Raw genomic sequence first — 15,113 nt, forward strand, 5'->3', positions numbered from 1 at the left:
GTTCAAATATGGGTCATGCCCATATCCAAACGAAACGCGGCGGCAGAGGAACGGCCAGCGAATTGGGCACGCAAGGAAGGCGCTCCCTTCATCGAAGCGGTGGCGATGAATTTAAATGTGTCCCCACGGGCACATTTACAAAAGGCGACGCCTGGAAGGACGAGCGGCGGCACCTTCAGGCGCCCCCTTCATTGAGGCAGTCGCTATGAATTTGGATGTGCCCGTGGGGCACATCTATAAGCCAAAACGCGGCGGTCGCGGTCTCGGCGGTGAGACGTTTGCTCACTGGCAGATCGGCATCGCCTACGCCCAAGTCCAAGTACGCCTGTGTGGGGCGTATTTACACGGCCACCAAGGGGAAGGGAGGGCTGACGTTCGCTCGCTCAATCGGCTCGAAAGGGACTGAATGTGCCCTGTGGGGGCATATTGAGAATCATAGCCACGTGGGCGACGAACTCGGAACCCTCTTTCCGAGCCGAGCTTGGGCCTGACTAATTTTCGACCGATAAAAAACAATGACTTAACTGGCGAGAGCACGGCATCCAGTTTGATGCTTTGCATTTTCACTTTTCGCCTACGAAAACCCCTTGATAACCGGCTTGCCGACACATTTGCAGCCATCTTCGCGTCCGGGCCATTGACGTTTCCCATCTATCAAAAGGCCCTTTCGAACCTCATATTTCGCGCCAGACGCCGCCTTATGCGAGGCTGCAAGGATTGCGTCATAGTTCTGCGATCCTTCCCGGGAAAGGCCGCACGGAGCGCCAGAGTGTAGCCAGATTGCGTGAATTATACCGAGCGCGATCAGGGTATCGCGATCCATGAGCGCCGTCGCTTTGCTGTTCAAAGAGAGTGCAATTTGCCCGGCCCGGAGTCGTGACATTCCTGGGATGTCCATGTTGACGATGGCCGAGGTAAGGGCACCAAGGTCGCGCCCCCTGACGATAGAGGCGAGCGCCGCTTCATAGAGCGCCCCAGCGTGCCGCCGATCGACATCACTCAATTCACCGACGTTTTTCCTGAGGTCGGCTCGGACGGCCTGGGTGACTTTCGAACGATCGAACTCGACCGTTGGAACGCGTCCTCTTTTGAAGAAATCGAAGAGACCCACCGTTTTCTGCTCCGCAGTTAACGGATCAAACTTTGCGCGAACCTCTGTCAATGTCACCGTGAACGGATAGAGAATGGCATTCGCGCAGAAGCCTATTCCGAATGTCGCGAAGAAGTCGCCACGGCACCGCCATTTACGGCGCGGGGTATATCCAAAACTGGATAGACCCCCACTTCGACCAATCTGCGACCGCCGTTGCGAAGTCTTTCCAAATACCCTCCGGGGCGGCATTCCGGAAGAGATTACGCCTGGATTCCGGAGGGGTCCGCAAAACCGTTCCCGCTTAGGAACGGAAATTTCACTGTCGGATTTTCCGATAGTGATCTCGACGCCGGCCTGAGTTTAATCCCAGAATTTCTGGGATTGAGCACGTCGCTCTTATTGTGGGAAAATCCCACAATAACCTGATCGAAAGGCGGCCGGCGGCGGCTTAGCTCACAAATTACAGTAGGCGATGCTGTTGCCATTGCTGTAGGGCGAGACGATTTGGAGTGTCCATCCGCTCCTGAAACTCATGCCATTCTGGTGCACCATGCCAGCGATCTTGCCGCACAGCTCGCGCGCTGCTTCGCTGTTCATGTCAATGGTGGTGGTCACCGACGAGCTCCAGCCGCTCACCGAGCAGCGCGCGCTGGCGAGCTCCATGCTGTCGATCGCCTTGCAAAGCCGAAAAGCATTGTTGACGGTTTCGTCCTCGGCTTTGGCCGGCGATGCCGCAAGCAGTGCCAGCAACAGATATTTCCACATAGATTAGATCCCCCCATCCGGAGAGGTCACAATCGCGCAACGCAAGCAGGCGCGCAAGACGAGCCAGAATGGCACCAATGGTGCCAAATTGGTTACACGTTGCCTGTCCGATCCCGGCCAATGGCGAGGTACGCGTGGCGCGAGAGGACTGTGACGCCACGCAGCAGACGGCGATCGACCAGGTATTCCGATTCCCCGAAGTCATCGGACGCACAAATGATAGATTCGGGAGGTGCAAGCGTCTCAAGAAGGACGCTACCGCCTTGGTGGGAGCGCCAGATGTCACCAAGGGCGAAGCTTTCGGCCACAACCTTGTCGGACGACCACGACAAACCATAGGTGCGGCGCCGTCTATTCCACGCGCTGTCGCCCCGGTAGAGGCGAACCGCGGGCCCGGTGTACGGAGGCAGCAGAGCGCGCAACCCACCCGCCAGGGCGTGATCATTGCCCGTCTCTTGGCGAATATGATCGCCGTTCTCCAACCATACTGAAAGCCAGAACGCGCGCACGGTGTCAGGCACGTTTCGCAGCCTGCTCACTTTAATCATGGCGCGGCGCCAACCACCACCGCTGATCTCGCCATAATCGAGCGATCCGAGAGTCGACATGATACGCCGCAAATCGCCGGTCTCGACCCCTATGACGAAATCGCTGACAGCCGCCCGCGACTTTTGCTGTTCTTCATCGATTCGAGCGTTCCAATTGTCGAGCATAGCGCCGTCAATTTCGGTTTCTTGCACGTTCAGCCGGATCATCGCGGCAGTTCCCTTTCGCAGTCGAACGTCCACCAAATCGGTGCGCTGGTGCCAAATTGGTTACACTGCGGGCACGCTAAATGTCGTCCGCTGACTTCAAAATATCCACGCTGGCAAGATGCGCGGAGACCATTCCCCTGATCGCCTCCTGCCTTGTTGGAATCGGCCGCTGCATAGCGCGCCAGGCGTCAAGGCGATCGAGAACGGAGCGTTCCATTCGCAAGGTGACTGCTTCGGTGTCGACGGCTGGGCGGCCTATTTTCGACTTTTTAACGTTATCAATTGACTTCATGACTTTACAGTGTCATAAAGATGCGAGCCGATCAAGTGGTCGCACACCTGATCGGCCCTGACCAAAGCGAAAAGGAGATTTTCGACCATGGCTTACCTCCGTATAACACTCTCGCAAATCGCCCGCGACCCGGTCGTCGCGGCCTTCCTGGCCCGCGGAGAGCGCGACGCCGACCTTGAGCCGGCCGTTGTTCCAGTCCGGTTTCCCCGCCTGCCACTCGGCGCTGCTGCCGTGGCGCCGCGCGTGTTGGAGGACGCATGATGGCCGCCGCTGCAACTAACTCCGCCCTCGTTGCCCAGACAGGCGATCCGCTTCTGGCCGCGATCAACCAATACATCTTCGCCGGCGCGGCCTACGATGACCTGCCGGAGGACCTGAGCGAGGAACAGGACCGTGATGCGATGCAGAGCCTTCTGCACGGGCCCGACAACGTCCTGGCTGCCTGGAGCACGCCAGCGACAACGCGGGAGAGTGCTTTGGCGGCGTTCCGGCTCGCACTGCAGATCGGCGAGGACAGTGACGCCGAGCCGGTGATGCTCAATCTTATGAAGCAGGCGCTGCCCTACTTGGAAGGCTGGAGCGCTTCGTGAGCACTCCCGTACTAGGGGAGTGCTATACCATCGCCGAGAAGGCGGTCAGGACGGCCGAGGCCTACGTCGCGCTCTTGCTCGAAGGACTCGGCCCAGAGGCCGCCGCCCGCGTTGCTGCGGCCGCCCTGCAGCCCGAAGTTCTCATGGCTGCTCAGCCACCGGAATATTGGTCCGCGCGCTTCACGGCGCGCGGCATCCGCATGTCTTCCAGGACGCTCCGCGCGAAGGCGATCAACGCCGGGCTTTGCTACTACGTCGACAAGCAGGTGCTCATCTCGCCGCAGCAGCTCGACGAGCTATTCAAATGGGGAAAATCAGCATGCCGCTCACGATCTACAAGCGAGGCCGATTCTGGTGGCTTACCGGTTCGGTCACCACCAAGGCCGGCAAGTCGCGAGTTCATGAAAGCACAGGCACGGCTGACGAAGCCGAAGCCACCAAGATCCGCATAAGACGTGAGGCCGACGCGGCGGAGGCCATTCATGCCGACCCGAAGACGCTATTCACGTTCGCCGCCGCGGTGAACCTCTACCTCGACGCAGGTAAAGACGAGCGCTTCATAGCTCCGATCCTGGAGCACTTCGCCGACATCAGGATCTCGGACTTGACCGGCGATGGCGTGCGGGAAGCCGCGAAGGTGCTTTACCCGACGGCGGTCTACACGACCTGGAACCGCCAGGTGGTGACGCCGGCGAAAGCCATCATCAACCACGCCGCCGACGCCGGGAAGTGCCACCCGGTCAAGATCAAGGGGTTCATGAAGCGCGATCGCGATGCGCGCCGGCCAGACACCCCTCCGCGCCAAGCCGTCGATCGATCGTACCTTGAGGCGTTCCGGGCCCATTGCGAGGTGCCAAAGGTCGGAACGCTGATGCTTATGCTCTTCCAGACTGGCGCCCGCATCGGCGATGCGATCCGGCTGGAATGGCGCGACGTCGATCTCGATGGCAAGATGGTGACGTTCCGCGAAATGAAAAATGGTGACGACGGCCAGGGTGACCTCACCAGCGAGCTGGTGCTCGAGTTACGCGACATGCGCGCCGCGGCTGAAGCCGCCCATGCGCAGAATTGCGCAGGCGGGGCCGGGTCGATCGACGGGCAACGTGTCTTCGGCTTTCAGCATCGTTGGTCCATCTATGCGATCATCCGCAAGACCTGCGAAAAGGCCGGCATCCCCTATCTCGGCACGCACCAGCCAGGCCGGCACAGCTTCGCCACCGAGATGATCGTGCGCCATGGTGTCGACGTCGCCACGACGGCTGACAAAGGCCGGTGGAAGTCCAAGCAGCTGCTGATGGCCACCTATGTGCACGGCGCACGCGACCGAAGCGTCATCGATAGGGTATTCGGTGAAGGGCGTGAGGAGCCTTGAGGGCGGCGCGGCGCTCAGCCGGCTAGGCGCGCCTCGGCATAGTTTTCCTCGGCGGCCCCAAGAGCACGCTCTACGGCCTTGGGATCCTTCTCGATGACGGTGAGGTATGCTCTCACCGCGCTATCAGGCGCGGACCGACCCTGCTCCCAATCGCGGAGGCGAGCGAGCCCAAACCCGAACCGAGATGCGAACGCCTCTTGGTTGAGGTGCAGAACTTTGCGGATCGCGCGGACGTCGACCCTCTCAGGCACATGGATAACGGCCCCGTCAGTATCGCCCTCAGCGAAAGCGATGGCGTCATCGAGGCCGGCCTTGATCTTGTTGAACGCGCTTTTGCTCATTTCGTTTTTCCCTTCTTTCCGTAGGTGTCGACCAGGATCTTCGTCAGCTTTGCAAGGTCATTGCGCTCAGCCTTCGATAGATTGTCCTTCTCGCCCTTGCCGAATATGGTCAGGAGGAACACAGGAATGTCCTCGCCGCCGAAAATGGTCACAATCCGATAGCCGCCACTTTTTCCATGCCCGCGACCGCCGACACGGAACTTCCTGCAGCCGCCAGTGCCCTTCATCACCTTGCCGAACTGAGGATCGCTTCCAAGAATCTGGACAACCTCTGTCCGCTCCTCTTCGGACATGCCGGCAGCGTGGGCAGCGGAAAGGTATGCAGGCGTTTCAACGATTGTATGCATGGCCCAAACTACGGAACTTCCGTAGAAAGTCAACCCAAAAAGTACGGACATCCCGTACCGTGAGGCACTACAAGGCGGTAGTTGCGACGCCGCCAGTGAGCATGGATAAGAGAACCCGTTCCTTCGCGGCACCGGTTAAGACCGTATGCCGCCGGCGCCACCTGTGATCGGATCACAGGCGACGTCACTGTCAACATTGACAGTGAGCCGTCGGCTTTCCGAATAGGCCGGACAATGCTATTTTTGCCTGACCTTACCTGACGGAATCGGTAGATCACATGGCCACGGCAAAGCTCTCCGAAGCAGCGAAAGCCTTTACAGTCCAACGGCTCGCATGCTTCGACTCGCCGTCGGAGGTCGCCGAGGCCGTCAAAAAAGAGTTCGGCGAGCAGATCACCCGCCAGAGCGTTGAGTTTTTCGACCCGACAAAGCGCGCCGGCAAGAACCTGGCGGCAAAATGGCGGGCGATCTTTGAAGAAGCCCGAGCGAGGTTCATCAAGGAAACCGCACTCATCGGCGTCAGCCACCGTTCTGTGCGCCTTCGCACTCTGCAGCGCTTGGGGGAGAAGGCTGAAGAGGTAGGCAACGGCAAACTGCTCCTGCGGTTGCTGGAGCAGGCAGCCAAGGAAATGGGCGATGTCTATTCCCAATCGCGATCTGTATCTGACGAACGCCGGCCGGAGGCCCGGTCTATAAGAGGCCCGTCAGCCTATCTGCACCGGTCGGACAACGGGTAACGAGAACGCTTCACCCCCGCGCGCGCCCGCGAGCGTAAAATCTGTAAAGCTTGCGGCGCGCTCGAAGGCCGCTCACTGGTAGTTTTACCAGTGATCCCCGAGTCGCGATGGGAGGTTTTGTAGCTTTGGGTTTCTCGGCGACCCTTTGCTGATGCTTCACGGAACCGCCGTGTTGTGGGCGCTCACTGGACGAAACGCCAGTGACGCCGAGGCGCTCCTGGCATCGAAGGCGTCCAGTTCGCTCTCCCACCAAAACCGACGCCGGCCGCGGAGGTGCGGTTGCGGAAAGCCCAACGTGCGGCTGTCAATTCTCCGCTCCAGGGCGCCGTCGGAGATCCTATAGCGCCGGCATACCGCCGCAGTGTCGAGCTCGCGCTTCGGTTTCGTAACCCAACAAGCCATCAGCGATCCATGCTCGGTTTGGACACGTCCAAACGCTAGAGACTGCTTTTCTCGATCGAAACGCTGACTATCTGCTGACACATATTGAGGCGCCGCTCAAGGTGCGCCTTAACTACCTAAATCAAAACAACAATTTTTTGATATCAGAGCCCGCCGGGATAGTTCGGGCTTTCGCGGGTAATCGTGACGTCATGGGCGTGGCTTTCACGAAGTCCGGCGTTGGATATGCGCACAAAGGTGGCGCGTTCGCGGAAATCGGCAAGGTCGCGGCCACCGACATAACCCATAGCGGCTTTTAGCCCGCCTGCAAGCTGATGCAGCACGCCAGACACAGGTCCTTTGTAGGGAACCTGACCTTCAATGCCTTCCGGCACCAGTTTCAGCGTATCGCGCACCTCGGCCTGGAAGTAGCGATCGGCCGAGCCGCGCGCCATGGCGCCGACCGAGCCCATGCCGCGATAGGCCTTGAAGGAGCGGCCCTGATGCAGATAGACCTCGCCCGGACTTTCGTCGGTACCGGCCAGCAGCGAACCGATCATGGCAGCACTGGCACCGGCGGCGAGCGCCTTGGCAAGATCGCCGGAATATTTGATGCCGCCATCGGCAATCACCGAGACGCCTGATTTGTGCGCCGTCTCGACCGCCGACATGATGGCCGAAAGCTGCGGCACGCCAACGCCGGCAACGATGCGGGTGGTGCAGATGGAGCCCGGGCCGATGCCGACTTTGACGGCGTCGGCGCCGGCGTCGATCAGCGCCTGCGTGCCCTCGGCGGTCGCGACATTGCCGGCCAGGATGCGGACAGAATTGGAAAGTTTTTTCGCCCGCGTGACGGCATCGAGCACACGCTGCGAGTGGCCATGAGCGGTGTCGATCACCAGAAGGTCGACGCCGGCATCGATGAGGCGCTCAGCGCGCTCGAAGCCGTCGTCGCCAACGCTGGTGGCGGCGGCCGCGCGCAGGCGTCCCTGCGCATCCTTGGTGGCGTGCGGGTTGAGCTGCGACTTCTCGATGTCCTTGACCGTGATCAGGCCGACGCAGTTGCCCGCCTTGTCGACAACGACAAGCTTTTCGATGCGGTGCTGATGCAGAAGCCGCTTGGCCTCGTCCTGGTCGACATTCTCCTTGACCGTGATCAGGTTCTCACGGGTCATCAGCTCGTACACCTTCTGCGCCGGATCAGAGGCAAAGCGCACGTCGCGATTGGTCAGGATGCCGACCAGCCGACCGATCTTCTGGCCACCGGTGCCGCCATTCTCGACCACCGGAATGCCCGAGATCGAATAAGTGCGCATCAGTGACAGCGCGTCGGCAAGGGTGGCATCGGGGCCGATGGTAACCGGATTGATCACCATGCCGGATTCGAATTTCTTCACCTGCCGAACCTGCTCGGCCTGTTCGGCCGGCGAGAAATTGCGGTGGATGACGCCGATGCCGCCGGCCTGCGCCATGGCGATCGCAAGACGCGCCTCGGTGACGGTGTCCATGGCGGCGGAGAGGATCGGCACGTTGAGGTCAATGTCGCCGGCAATGCGGGTGCGCACATCGGTTTCGCCAGGCATGACCTCGGAATGACCCGGCTGCAGCAGCACGTCGTCAAAGGTCAGCGCCAGAGCGCCGGTGGACGTTTCAATGATTTTTGCCATGGCCAGTCCTTAGAATGCATGAAAGGCGCTGGACCGTGATGGACAGCGCCGACTCGTTATTCCCTTTCAGGATTGGCGCTGGCTGGTACCACGTCGCGACGCCGATGAAAAGCCGATCGTTGCGTTGCACAACGGCCTCTTAGAACAGTTGATTGTGCCACCCGAGGTTGCGGTCGCACAAAAGTGACAGCAAATTAACACGACACTGGTGGCCAGTCGTGATAACCGCCCCCATGTATCGGCTTGCCCCCGTTTTGAACGAGAATTGGGCCGACAAAAATGTTGAAACGGGCACACTCGTGAATCGCACCATCCCGCTCATACTGGCGGTCGCACTTTTCATGGAAAACATGGATTCGACCGTCATTGCGACATCGCTGCCGGCGATCGCCGTCGACATCCACACCAGCCCGATCGCGCTCAAGCTGGCGCTGACCGCTTATCTCGTCTCGCTGGCGATCTTCATTCCGATCAGCGGCTGGATGGCCGACCGCTTCGGCGCCAAGAACATTTTTCGCGCCGCGATCGGGGTCTTCATCGCCGGTTCGGTCGCCTGCGCCCTTTCCGGTTCGCTGCCTGCCTTCGTGGTTTCACGCTTCCTGCAAGGCATCGGCGGCGCCATGATGACGCCGGTCGGACGCCTGGTGCTGGTGCGCGCGACACCGAAAAGTGAACTTGTCGCGGCCATGTCCTGGCTGACCGTTCCGGCACTGGTCGGGCCGCTGGTGGGCCCGCCGATCGGCGGCTTCATCACCACCTATTTCACCTGGCACTGGATCTTCCTGATCAATGTGCCGATCGGCCTGATCGGCATCTGGCTGGCGACGCGTTTCCTGCCGGAGACCGAATCGATGGAGACGCCGCCGCTCGATTTCATCGGCTTCGTCTTGAGCGGGCTGGCGGCATCCGGCGTGGTGTTCGGCCTGTCGGTGGTCAGCCTGCCCTATCTGCCGCCGGCGACCGGCCTTATCACCGTGGCCGTCGGCCTGGTGTCGGGCGTGCTCTACCTCATGCATGCGCGCCGCGCCAAAAACCCGCTGCTGGCGCTCGAACTGTTCCGCAACCAGGTGTTCCGTTCTTCGGTGCTTGGCGGCTCGCTGTTTCGCATCGGCATCGGCGCCGTGCCCTTCCTGCTGCCGCTGATGTTCCAGATCGGCTTCGGGATGACGCCGTTCCAGTCCGGCATGATCACCTTCGTCTCGGCAATCGGTGCCATCGGCATGAAATTCGTCACCGCCCTGATCTTTCGCGTCGCGGGTTTTCGCCGTGTGTTGATCGTGGGTTCCCTGGTCGCCGCGGCGTCGATCGCCATCAACGGCTTCTTCACGCCCGATACACCCTATCTGCTGATGTTGGCCGTGCTTCTGGTCGGCGGCTTCATCCGCTCGATGTTCTTCACCGGTGTCAATGCGCTCTCCTATGCCGAGGTTTCGTCCGAGGACACCAGCAAGGCGACGCCGATCACCGCTGTCTTCCAGCAACTGTCGATCGCGCTCGGCGTCGCGGTTGCCGGCGGCATACTGGAAGTGTCGACGAGCATTCACGGCGGATCGCTGATGCTGGCGGATTTCCATACCGCCTTCTTCATCGTCGCCGCGATTTCGGCGCTTGCGGCGCTGTCGTTCATGCGGATGGCGCCCGATGCCGGCAACGCCGTGTCCGGTCATGGCCGGCTGACCACACCCAAGACGCTGGAACCGGTGAGTACGGCGGGGAAATAACTACCCCGCCCGACGCTAGTCCTCGCCGTCCTCCGGCCCTTCGCTATGGCTCCGGGCGCTTGAGTCCTCTGGACGTTCCGATTCATCTGGAGGCGGACCGGCGGTGAGTTGCCTTGTCAGTTGTCGTCGTCCCCCGGCCCGTCGCTTTGGCTCCGGGCGCTCGAGTCCTTCGGAACGTCCACTGGACGTTCCGATCCGCCTGACGGCGGACCGGACTCTCGCCCCTTGAAATCCTTCGCCAGGAGATAAAGCTCGACAAATTCATCGCGTGACGCCGGCGGCTTGACGTGGTGCACCGAACGGAAATTCTTCTTGAGCATCGAGAGCAGTTCGTTTTCGGCGCCGCCCTGGAAGGTTTTGGCCAGGAAATGCCCGCCCGGCTTCAATACGGACAGCGCGAAATCGGCCGCCACCTCGCACAGATGCATGGTGCGGATGTGGTCGGTTCGCTTGTGGCCGGTCGTCGGTGCCGCCATGTCGGACAGCACGACATCGGGATCGCCACCCAGCGCCTCGGCCAGCTTTTGCGGTGCCTCGGGATCGAGGAAATCCATCAACAACACCGGTGCGCCGGGCACAGCATCCATTTCGAGATAGTCGATGCCGATAACGTGGGGCTTGTCGGCCGTCGATTTCGTGCGCGCGGCCGCCACCTGGCACCAGCCGCCGGGGGCGGCACCGAGATCGATGACCTTCATGCCGGGTTTCAGCAAATGATGCTTGTCGTCGATCTCGATCAGCTTGTAGGCCGCGCGAGATCGGTAGCCGTCGGCCTTGGAGCGCTGGACATAGGGATCGTTGATATGGCGCTGCAGCCAGCGGCGCGACGATTCCTTCAGGCCGCTCTTCTTCTTGATCCGCGTCTTCAGCACGCGAATGCTGGCCGAGCCTGGTTTTTCCGGTTTCTTGGTCATTTAACGGCCACGCCCATCATTGCGCCAGACGCCGTCATCGGCCATCAGCTCGCTCAATATGCCTTCGCGCAGGCCACGGTCGGCAACACGCAGCCGTTCCGACGGCCACACCGCGCGGATCGCTTCCAATATAGCACAACCGGCCAGCACCAGATCGGCGCGATCAGCGCCGATGCAAGGGTTGGCGCAGCGCTGCTGAAAGTCCCAACCAACCAGCCTCTCGACCATGCGGTCGACGCTGTCGCGGTCCATCCACAGCCCGTCGACCCGGCGGCGATCATAGCGCTCGAGATCGAGGTGAACGCCGGCCAGTGTCGTCACCGTTCCAGAAGTGCCCAGGAGATGGAAATTGGGGCTGGCCTTGAGGTGGCTCAGCCGGTCGCGACCGTCGAAGCTGGCCAGCCGGCCGGCGACATCGTCGACCATTGCGTTGAAGATTTCGCGCGTCACCGTGCGGCCACCAAAGCGCTCGGCCAACGAGACGACGCCGACCGGCAACGACGTCCACGAGACGATGTGGTTGGCGAGCCGCGGCGACCGGCGCCCGGTGAGGTCAATCAGCGCGATTTCGGAGGAGCCGCCGCCGATGTCGAACAGCACGACGCCTTGCGTGCCGCGCTCGACCAGCGAGCCGCAGCCGGACACCGCCAGCCGCGCTTCGGTCTGGCGGTCGATGATCTCGAGCTTCAAGCCGGCCTCGCGCTCGACGCGATCGAGAAACTCGACGCCGTTTTCGGCTGTGCGGCAGGCTTCGGTGGCGATCAGCCTGGCCTTCCTGATCTTGCGGCCGCGCAATTTGTCGCCGCAGATCTTCAGCGCCTCGACCGCGCGGTCCATCGCCGGCTGGCCAAGCCGGCCACTGGCGGTGAGCCCCTCGCCCAGCCTGACGATGCGCGAAAAGGCATCGATGACACGGAACTGACCATGTCGTGTCGGCACCGCGACCAGCAGCCGGCAATTGTTGGTGCCGAGGTCGAGCGCCGCGAAGACAGGAAGCTCGTGCGCCGGCGGCCGGCGGGCGCCCTGTTCGGGGCGTGGTGCGGGAGCGACGGGCGAGATCACCGGCGCCGTCGGCTGCTTCGACTCCAAAGCCGGAATGGCCGCTTTACCTGGCGATCGATTGTCACTTGGCGATCGATTGTCCTGGGGGGCTTCGTCGCGCGCAAAAACCTTGCGCCCACGCCTTCGCTTGCGCCGCTTCTTGGGCTTGCCCTTCTGGTGATGGGTTGCGTCGCCCGCCTGCCCGTCGGCGGAGCGAGGCTCCGTCGGGCGGCGTTGCTGCCAACCGGCTGTCCCCGAGCCTGACGGCCCTAGGGAAGCGCTGGACGCGCCCACCTCCGGCGCGCCTGCGCCGGTGTCGCGGTCTTCCACTGTCGTTCCTTCCGGCGCCGCGCGAACCGATGACGGACGCAGCAGGCGCTTTGGCATGTTTCAAGTTGCCGCCAGAGTAACAGCGCTGTGCCCGATCACCAAGAGCCGCATCTGAATTTTGCCGACCGGGGCGCGAAACGCCTTTTCCGCCCCGTCGCGTAATGTACCCGCAAGGCTGGATTGCTAGCGCGGTGCTGGCGGAGACGATCTCCCGTCGAAACCGATGCCCGCTTGCCGGCGCCTTTGCGCCGCTTTCGGTGCGGGCGGATCTTGCCGGTGGCGGCGCGACAAGTGTTCGCGGTTGAATAGCCGGCTTCAATGAGGCATTTCTGAAATGAGCGGAAGAATCCGGGCGGCCGGTCTCCCACCACCAGGAGAAAAGGAAGCGGACAGGCAACGCATGGCAGTCAGGCAATGAACTGGAGACGCTATTTCTGGCCGGTCGTCGGCATCGCCGCGGTGGTTTTCTCGCTGCTGCTGCTGTGGCACGAACTGCGCGGCATTTCGCTGGACGATGTCTGGGACGGGCTTGCCGCCATCCCAGCCCGGGGCTGGATTCTCGCGGCAGTGAGTTCCGTCATCGCCTATGCCGCGCTCGCCGGCTACGACCACATCGCGCTCCTGCATATCGGCAAGCGGGTGTCATGGCTGTTCGTGACGCTGTGCTCCTTCACCACCTATGCGCTGTCGCACAATATTGGCGGCTCGGTGTTCTCCGGCGCCGTCATCCGCTACCGCGCCTATGGCACCAGGGGGCTGACCGGCCAGGATGTCGGCGTGCTGGTGGCGATCTGCTGGATCACCTTCGTGCTGTCGACTATCCTCGCCTCCGGCCTCGTGCTGGTGTTCGAGCCTGAGATCATCGACCGGTTTTCCGGCATCGCCCATCACGGCCTGTCGGAGGCGGCCGGCATAGCGATGCTGATCCTCGTCGCCGCTTATATTTTCGGCAGCGCGTTGCATCTGCGCCCGCTGAAGATCGCCAGCTTTCAATTGCACTATCCGGCACTGCCGATCGTTGTCAGGCAATTGCTGATCGGCCCGATCGAGCTGCTGGCGGCGGCCGCGATCATCTTCTTCGCCCTGCCCGAGGCCAACAATCCCGGCTATTTCGTCGTGCTCGGCGTCTTCCTGGTCTCGTTCTCGGTCGCCCAGATCTCGCACGCGCCGGGCGGGCTTGGCGTGTTCGAGGTGGTGTTCCTGGCCGGGCTATCCGACATGGCCCCGGTCGGCGTGCTGGCGGCGCTGCTGGTGTTCCGGCTGTTTTATCTCATCATCCCGCTGTTTCTGGGCCTGGGCGTGGTGCTGTTTTTCGAGCGGTCGCAGTTCAGCCGGACAGAGAGCTAGGTGCGAGATTGGATTTCATGTCCGCGCCTGGGAGCACTGCGAAGCGTCGCGTCTGAAACCGACCGACAAAACCGAGCGATTGAACCGCCAAGCAGGCTTGACTATTTTCCGCTGGCGGCTACAAGGCAGCGCTCAAGCGGCTCAGCCGCTCGGCCCGCGCGATCCATGACCGCGCCTGCTGGGGAATAGGTTAACGGTAGACCCACGGACTCTGACTCCTAAAGTATCCGTTTAAAATCAACCACTTAGTCTGCCAGCACCTGTCTAACGCCCAATTGAAAATCAATGGCTTAGGTCTGAAAGTGTCTAACTTTTCTGGACTTCTTTGGCTTGCGATTGAGGGTTTCCATGCCGTTCGTTTTTGCTGCATTGCTGCTGTCCGGATGGCCCGTCGTTCTTGATGGGGACACCATCGTGCTCGATGGTATTCACATACGGATCGCCAATATCGATGCTCCGGAGATCCATGACTTCCATTGCGACGCCGAGTTGCGGCTTGGACTTCTGGCGAAGCGGCGACTGGCTGATCTCTTGAATAGCGGTCCGGTTACCGTTCATCCAGGTGATCCGCAGGATGGAAGGCTGAAGGACCGTTATGGCCGCACACTGGCGACGATCGAGGTCGACGGTCGCGACATTGGCAAGATCATGATTTCCGAGGGATTGGCGAGGCGCTGGACCGGCAAGCGCCGGCCTTGGTGCAGTTAGCGCCTTCCGCGATCACGCAATGACGCCATGCCGGGGAATCGGCGACATACGAGTGGCGGCGGACCTGAATGTCTGCCGGCCGGCGCCAAAAACCCACAGCTCCCACCCCTTTGGCGCCGGCCACTTTTCAAGTGGCCAACGCGTCTTGGGCTGATCGTGCCGGCGATCAATAATTGCCGTTGTAGTAGCGGTCGTCGCAAGGGGCGACATAGATGCGGCCGCTGCGCTCCTGGTAGCGGCACATCTCATCGCCGCGACGCTGGGGGGTGGTGGCCGAGCCGACGACGGCGCCCAGCAGTGCGCCGCTCGCAGCGCCGATCACTGTGCTCTTGGTGTTTCCGCCGATAGCCTGGCCGACGAGTGCGCCGCCGGCGCCGCCGATGAGCGCGCCGGTGGTGGCCCGTTGCTGGCCTTCGGTCTGTGACTGGCAGCCGGCGAGTGCAGCCACCATCAATATGGCGCCTATGGCTTTCTGGATGGTCATGTGAAGTCTCCCTTAAACGTCTGAAATCCCTATCAATCGTCCCGTGCGGCCGCATTGCGGCGGAACGGGGGCACGCACTCTCACGATATGAGACATGGTTTCTCGGCGGTTGATGGCCCCGCATGCCCGCTTATGCAAGGAATCGGCTCATTCGAGACAAACTGTCGACGAAACCGTAACGAAAAGACAGGCTAACGGTCGGTACCTTGGCAGCCGCAGAACTGTGCG

General features: G+C 61.5%; 17 protein-coding genes. 7 read left to right on the forward strand and 10 right to left on the reverse strand.

Annotated elements, in window-relative coordinates:
* Positions 1-574: 574 nt before the first annotated feature.
* The 4 genes from ACZYHG_RS26200 to ACZYHG_RS26215 all read right to left on the reverse strand — a co-directional run bounded on the left by ACZYHG_RS26200 (position 575) and on the right by ACZYHG_RS26215 (position 2,905).
* Positions 575-1,111: a hypothetical protein gene (locus tag ACZYHG_RS26200; RefSeq protein WP_464611009.1), complete on the reverse strand. Its 537-nt coding sequence runs from the start codon at positions 1,109-1,111 to the stop codon at positions 575-577.
* A 435-nt stretch (positions 1,112-1,546) separates the two neighbouring features.
* A complete protein-coding gene (locus tag ACZYHG_RS26205; protein ID WP_464611010.1) occupies positions 1,547-1,858 on the reverse strand; it encodes a hypothetical protein in 312 nt (103 codons plus the stop codon).
* A 92-nt stretch (positions 1,859-1,950) separates the two neighbouring features.
* A complete protein-coding gene (locus ACZYHG_RS26210; RefSeq protein WP_464611011.1) occupies positions 1,951-2,613 on the reverse strand; it encodes a hypothetical protein in 663 nt (220 codons plus the stop codon).
* Positions 2,614-2,689: 76 nt separating this feature from the next.
* A complete protein-coding gene (locus ACZYHG_RS26215) occupies positions 2,690-2,905 on the reverse strand; it encodes a hypothetical protein (protein WP_464611012.1) in 216 nt (71 codons plus the stop codon).
* 87 nt (positions 2,906-2,992) lie between these two features.
* Here ACZYHG_RS26215 and ACZYHG_RS26220 point away from each other — a divergent pair, with 87 nt between their 5' ends.
* The 3 genes from ACZYHG_RS26220 (at position 2,993) to ACZYHG_RS26230 (ending at position 4,867) form a co-directional block, all read left to right on the forward strand.
* Entirely contained in the window at positions 2,993-3,166 is a 174-nt protein-coding gene (locus ACZYHG_RS26220) for a hypothetical protein (RefSeq protein WP_464611013.1), read from the forward strand.
* Positions 3,163-3,495, forward strand: coding sequence for a hypothetical protein (locus ACZYHG_RS26225; RefSeq protein ID WP_464611014.1), 333 nt, complete (start codon positions 3,163-3,165; stop codon positions 3,493-3,495). The genes ACZYHG_RS26220 and ACZYHG_RS26225 overlap by 4 nt, the downstream gene beginning before the upstream one ends.
* A 166-nt stretch (positions 3,496-3,661) precedes the next feature.
* Entirely contained in the window at positions 3,662-4,867 is a 1,206-nt protein-coding gene (locus ACZYHG_RS26230; RefSeq protein WP_464611015.1) for a tyrosine-type recombinase/integrase, read from the forward strand.
* 14 nt (positions 4,868-4,881) lie between these two features.
* Here ACZYHG_RS26230 and ACZYHG_RS26235 read toward each other — a convergent pair whose 3' ends face one another.
* The gene (locus ACZYHG_RS26235) at positions 4,882-5,208 is read right to left on the reverse strand and encodes a helix-turn-helix domain-containing protein (RefSeq protein ID WP_464611016.1); all 327 of its coding nucleotides are present in this window, start codon (positions 5,206-5,208) and stop codon (positions 4,882-4,884) included.
* Positions 5,205-5,606: a type II toxin-antitoxin system RelE/ParE family toxin gene (locus ACZYHG_RS26240; protein ID WP_464611017.1), complete on the reverse strand. Its 402-nt coding sequence runs from the start codon at positions 5,604-5,606 to the stop codon at positions 5,205-5,207. The genes ACZYHG_RS26235 and ACZYHG_RS26240 overlap by 4 nt, the downstream gene beginning before the upstream one ends.
* Before the next feature lie 227 nt (positions 5,607-5,833).
* Here ACZYHG_RS26240 and ACZYHG_RS26245 point away from each other — a divergent pair, with 227 nt between their 5' ends.
* Positions 5,834-6,292 (forward strand): DUF2280 domain-containing protein, encoded by a 459-nt coding sequence (locus ACZYHG_RS26245; protein WP_464611018.1) that lies wholly within the window; start codon positions 5,834-5,836, stop codon positions 6,290-6,292.
* 545 nt (positions 6,293-6,837) lie between these two features.
* Here the strand turns inward: ACZYHG_RS26245 and guaB are convergent.
* Positions 6,838-8,340 (reverse strand): IMP dehydrogenase, encoded by a 1,503-nt coding sequence (gene guaB / locus ACZYHG_RS26250; RefSeq protein ID WP_464611019.1) that lies wholly within the window; start codon positions 8,338-8,340, stop codon positions 6,838-6,840.
* Positions 8,341-8,639: 299 nt separating this feature from the next.
* On the opposite strand from guaB, the gene ACZYHG_RS26255 reads away from it, so the two are divergent.
* Positions 8,640-10,061 carry an MFS transporter gene (locus ACZYHG_RS26255; protein WP_464611020.1) on the forward strand — a complete coding sequence of 474 codons (1,422 nt, stop codon included), beginning with the start codon at positions 8,640-8,642 and terminating at the stop codon, positions 10,059-10,061.
* 116 nt (positions 10,062-10,177) lie between these two features.
* Here ACZYHG_RS26255 and ACZYHG_RS26260 read toward each other — a convergent pair whose 3' ends face one another.
* Together ACZYHG_RS26260 and ACZYHG_RS26265 are read right to left on the reverse strand one after the other, a co-directional pair.
* Complete coding sequence (locus tag ACZYHG_RS26260; protein WP_464611021.1) at positions 10,178-10,975, reverse strand: RlmE family RNA methyltransferase; 798 nt, start codon at positions 10,973-10,975, stop codon at positions 10,178-10,180.
* The gene (locus tag ACZYHG_RS26265; RefSeq protein ID WP_464614794.1) at positions 10,976-12,346 is read right to left on the reverse strand and encodes a Ppx/GppA phosphatase family protein; all 1,371 of its coding nucleotides are present in this window, start codon (positions 12,344-12,346) and stop codon (positions 10,976-10,978) included.
* Between the two features lie 414 nt (positions 12,347-12,760).
* Here ACZYHG_RS26265 and ACZYHG_RS26270 point away from each other — a divergent pair, with 414 nt between their 5' ends.
* Together ACZYHG_RS26270 and ACZYHG_RS26275 are read left to right on the forward strand one after the other, a co-directional pair.
* A complete protein-coding gene (locus tag ACZYHG_RS26270) occupies positions 12,761-13,693 on the forward strand; it encodes a lysylphosphatidylglycerol synthase domain-containing protein (RefSeq protein ID WP_464611022.1) in 933 nt (310 codons plus the stop codon).
* 348 nt (positions 13,694-14,041) lie between these two features.
* Positions 14,042-14,401, forward strand: a complete 360-nt coding sequence (locus ACZYHG_RS26275; RefSeq protein ID WP_464611023.1) for a thermonuclease family protein — start codon at positions 14,042-14,044, stop codon at positions 14,399-14,401.
* Positions 14,402-14,567: 166 nt separating this feature from the next.
* Here ACZYHG_RS26275 and ACZYHG_RS26280 read toward each other — a convergent pair whose 3' ends face one another.
* The gene (locus tag ACZYHG_RS26280; protein WP_464611024.1) at positions 14,568-14,885 is read right to left on the reverse strand and encodes a YMGG-like glycine zipper-containing protein; all 318 of its coding nucleotides are present in this window, start codon (positions 14,883-14,885) and stop codon (positions 14,568-14,570) included.
* Positions 14,886-15,113: the final 228 nt, after the last annotated feature.

Source organism: Mesorhizobium subarcticum (assembly GCF_055456085.1).

What these genes read in the sequence shown, in the direction of transcription:
- ACZYHG_RS26205 (WP_464611010.1), bottom strand. Translation starts at nt 1,858, where the DNA reads ATGTGGAAATATCTGTTGCTGGCACTGCTTGCGGCATCGCCGGCCAAA.
- ACZYHG_RS26210 (WP_464611011.1), bottom strand. Translation starts at nt 2,613, where the DNA reads ATGATCCGGCTGAACGTGCAAGAAACCGAAATTGACGGCGCTATGCTC.
- ACZYHG_RS26215 (WP_464611012.1), bottom strand. Translation starts at nt 2,905, where the DNA reads ATGAAGTCAATTGATAACGTTAAAAAGTCGAAAATAGGCCGCCCAGCC.
- ACZYHG_RS26220 (WP_464611013.1), top strand. Translation starts at nt 2,993, where the DNA reads ATGGCTTACCTCCGTATAACACTCTCGCAAATCGCCCGCGACCCGGTC.
- ACZYHG_RS26225 (WP_464611014.1), top strand. Translation starts at nt 3,163, where the DNA reads ATGATGGCCGCCGCTGCAACTAACTCCGCCCTCGTTGCCCAGACAGGC.
- ACZYHG_RS26235 (WP_464611016.1), bottom strand. Translation starts at nt 5,208, where the DNA reads ATGAGCAAAAGCGCGTTCAACAAGATCAAGGCCGGCCTCGATGACGCC.
- ACZYHG_RS26240 (WP_464611017.1), bottom strand. Translation starts at nt 5,606, where the DNA reads ATGTCCGTACTTTTTGGGTTGACTTTCTACGGAAGTTCCGTAGTTTGG.
- ACZYHG_RS26245 (WP_464611018.1), top strand. Translation starts at nt 5,834, where the DNA reads ATGGCCACGGCAAAGCTCTCCGAAGCAGCGAAAGCCTTTACAGTCCAA.
- guaB (WP_464611019.1), bottom strand. Translation starts at nt 8,340, where the DNA reads ATGGCAAAAATCATTGAAACGTCCACCGGCGCTCTGGCGCTGACCTTT.
- ACZYHG_RS26260 (WP_464611021.1), bottom strand. Translation starts at nt 10,975, where the DNA reads ATGACCAAGAAACCGGAAAAACCAGGCTCGGCCAGCATTCGCGTGCTG.
- ACZYHG_RS26270 (WP_464611022.1), top strand. Translation starts at nt 12,761, where the DNA reads ATGAACTGGAGACGCTATTTCTGGCCGGTCGTCGGCATCGCCGCGGTG.
- ACZYHG_RS26275 (WP_464611023.1), top strand. Translation starts at nt 14,042, where the DNA reads ATGCCGTTCGTTTTTGCTGCATTGCTGCTGTCCGGATGGCCCGTCGTT.
- ACZYHG_RS26280 (WP_464611024.1), bottom strand. Translation starts at nt 14,885, where the DNA reads ATGACCATCCAGAAAGCCATAGGCGCCATATTGATGGTGGCTGCACTC.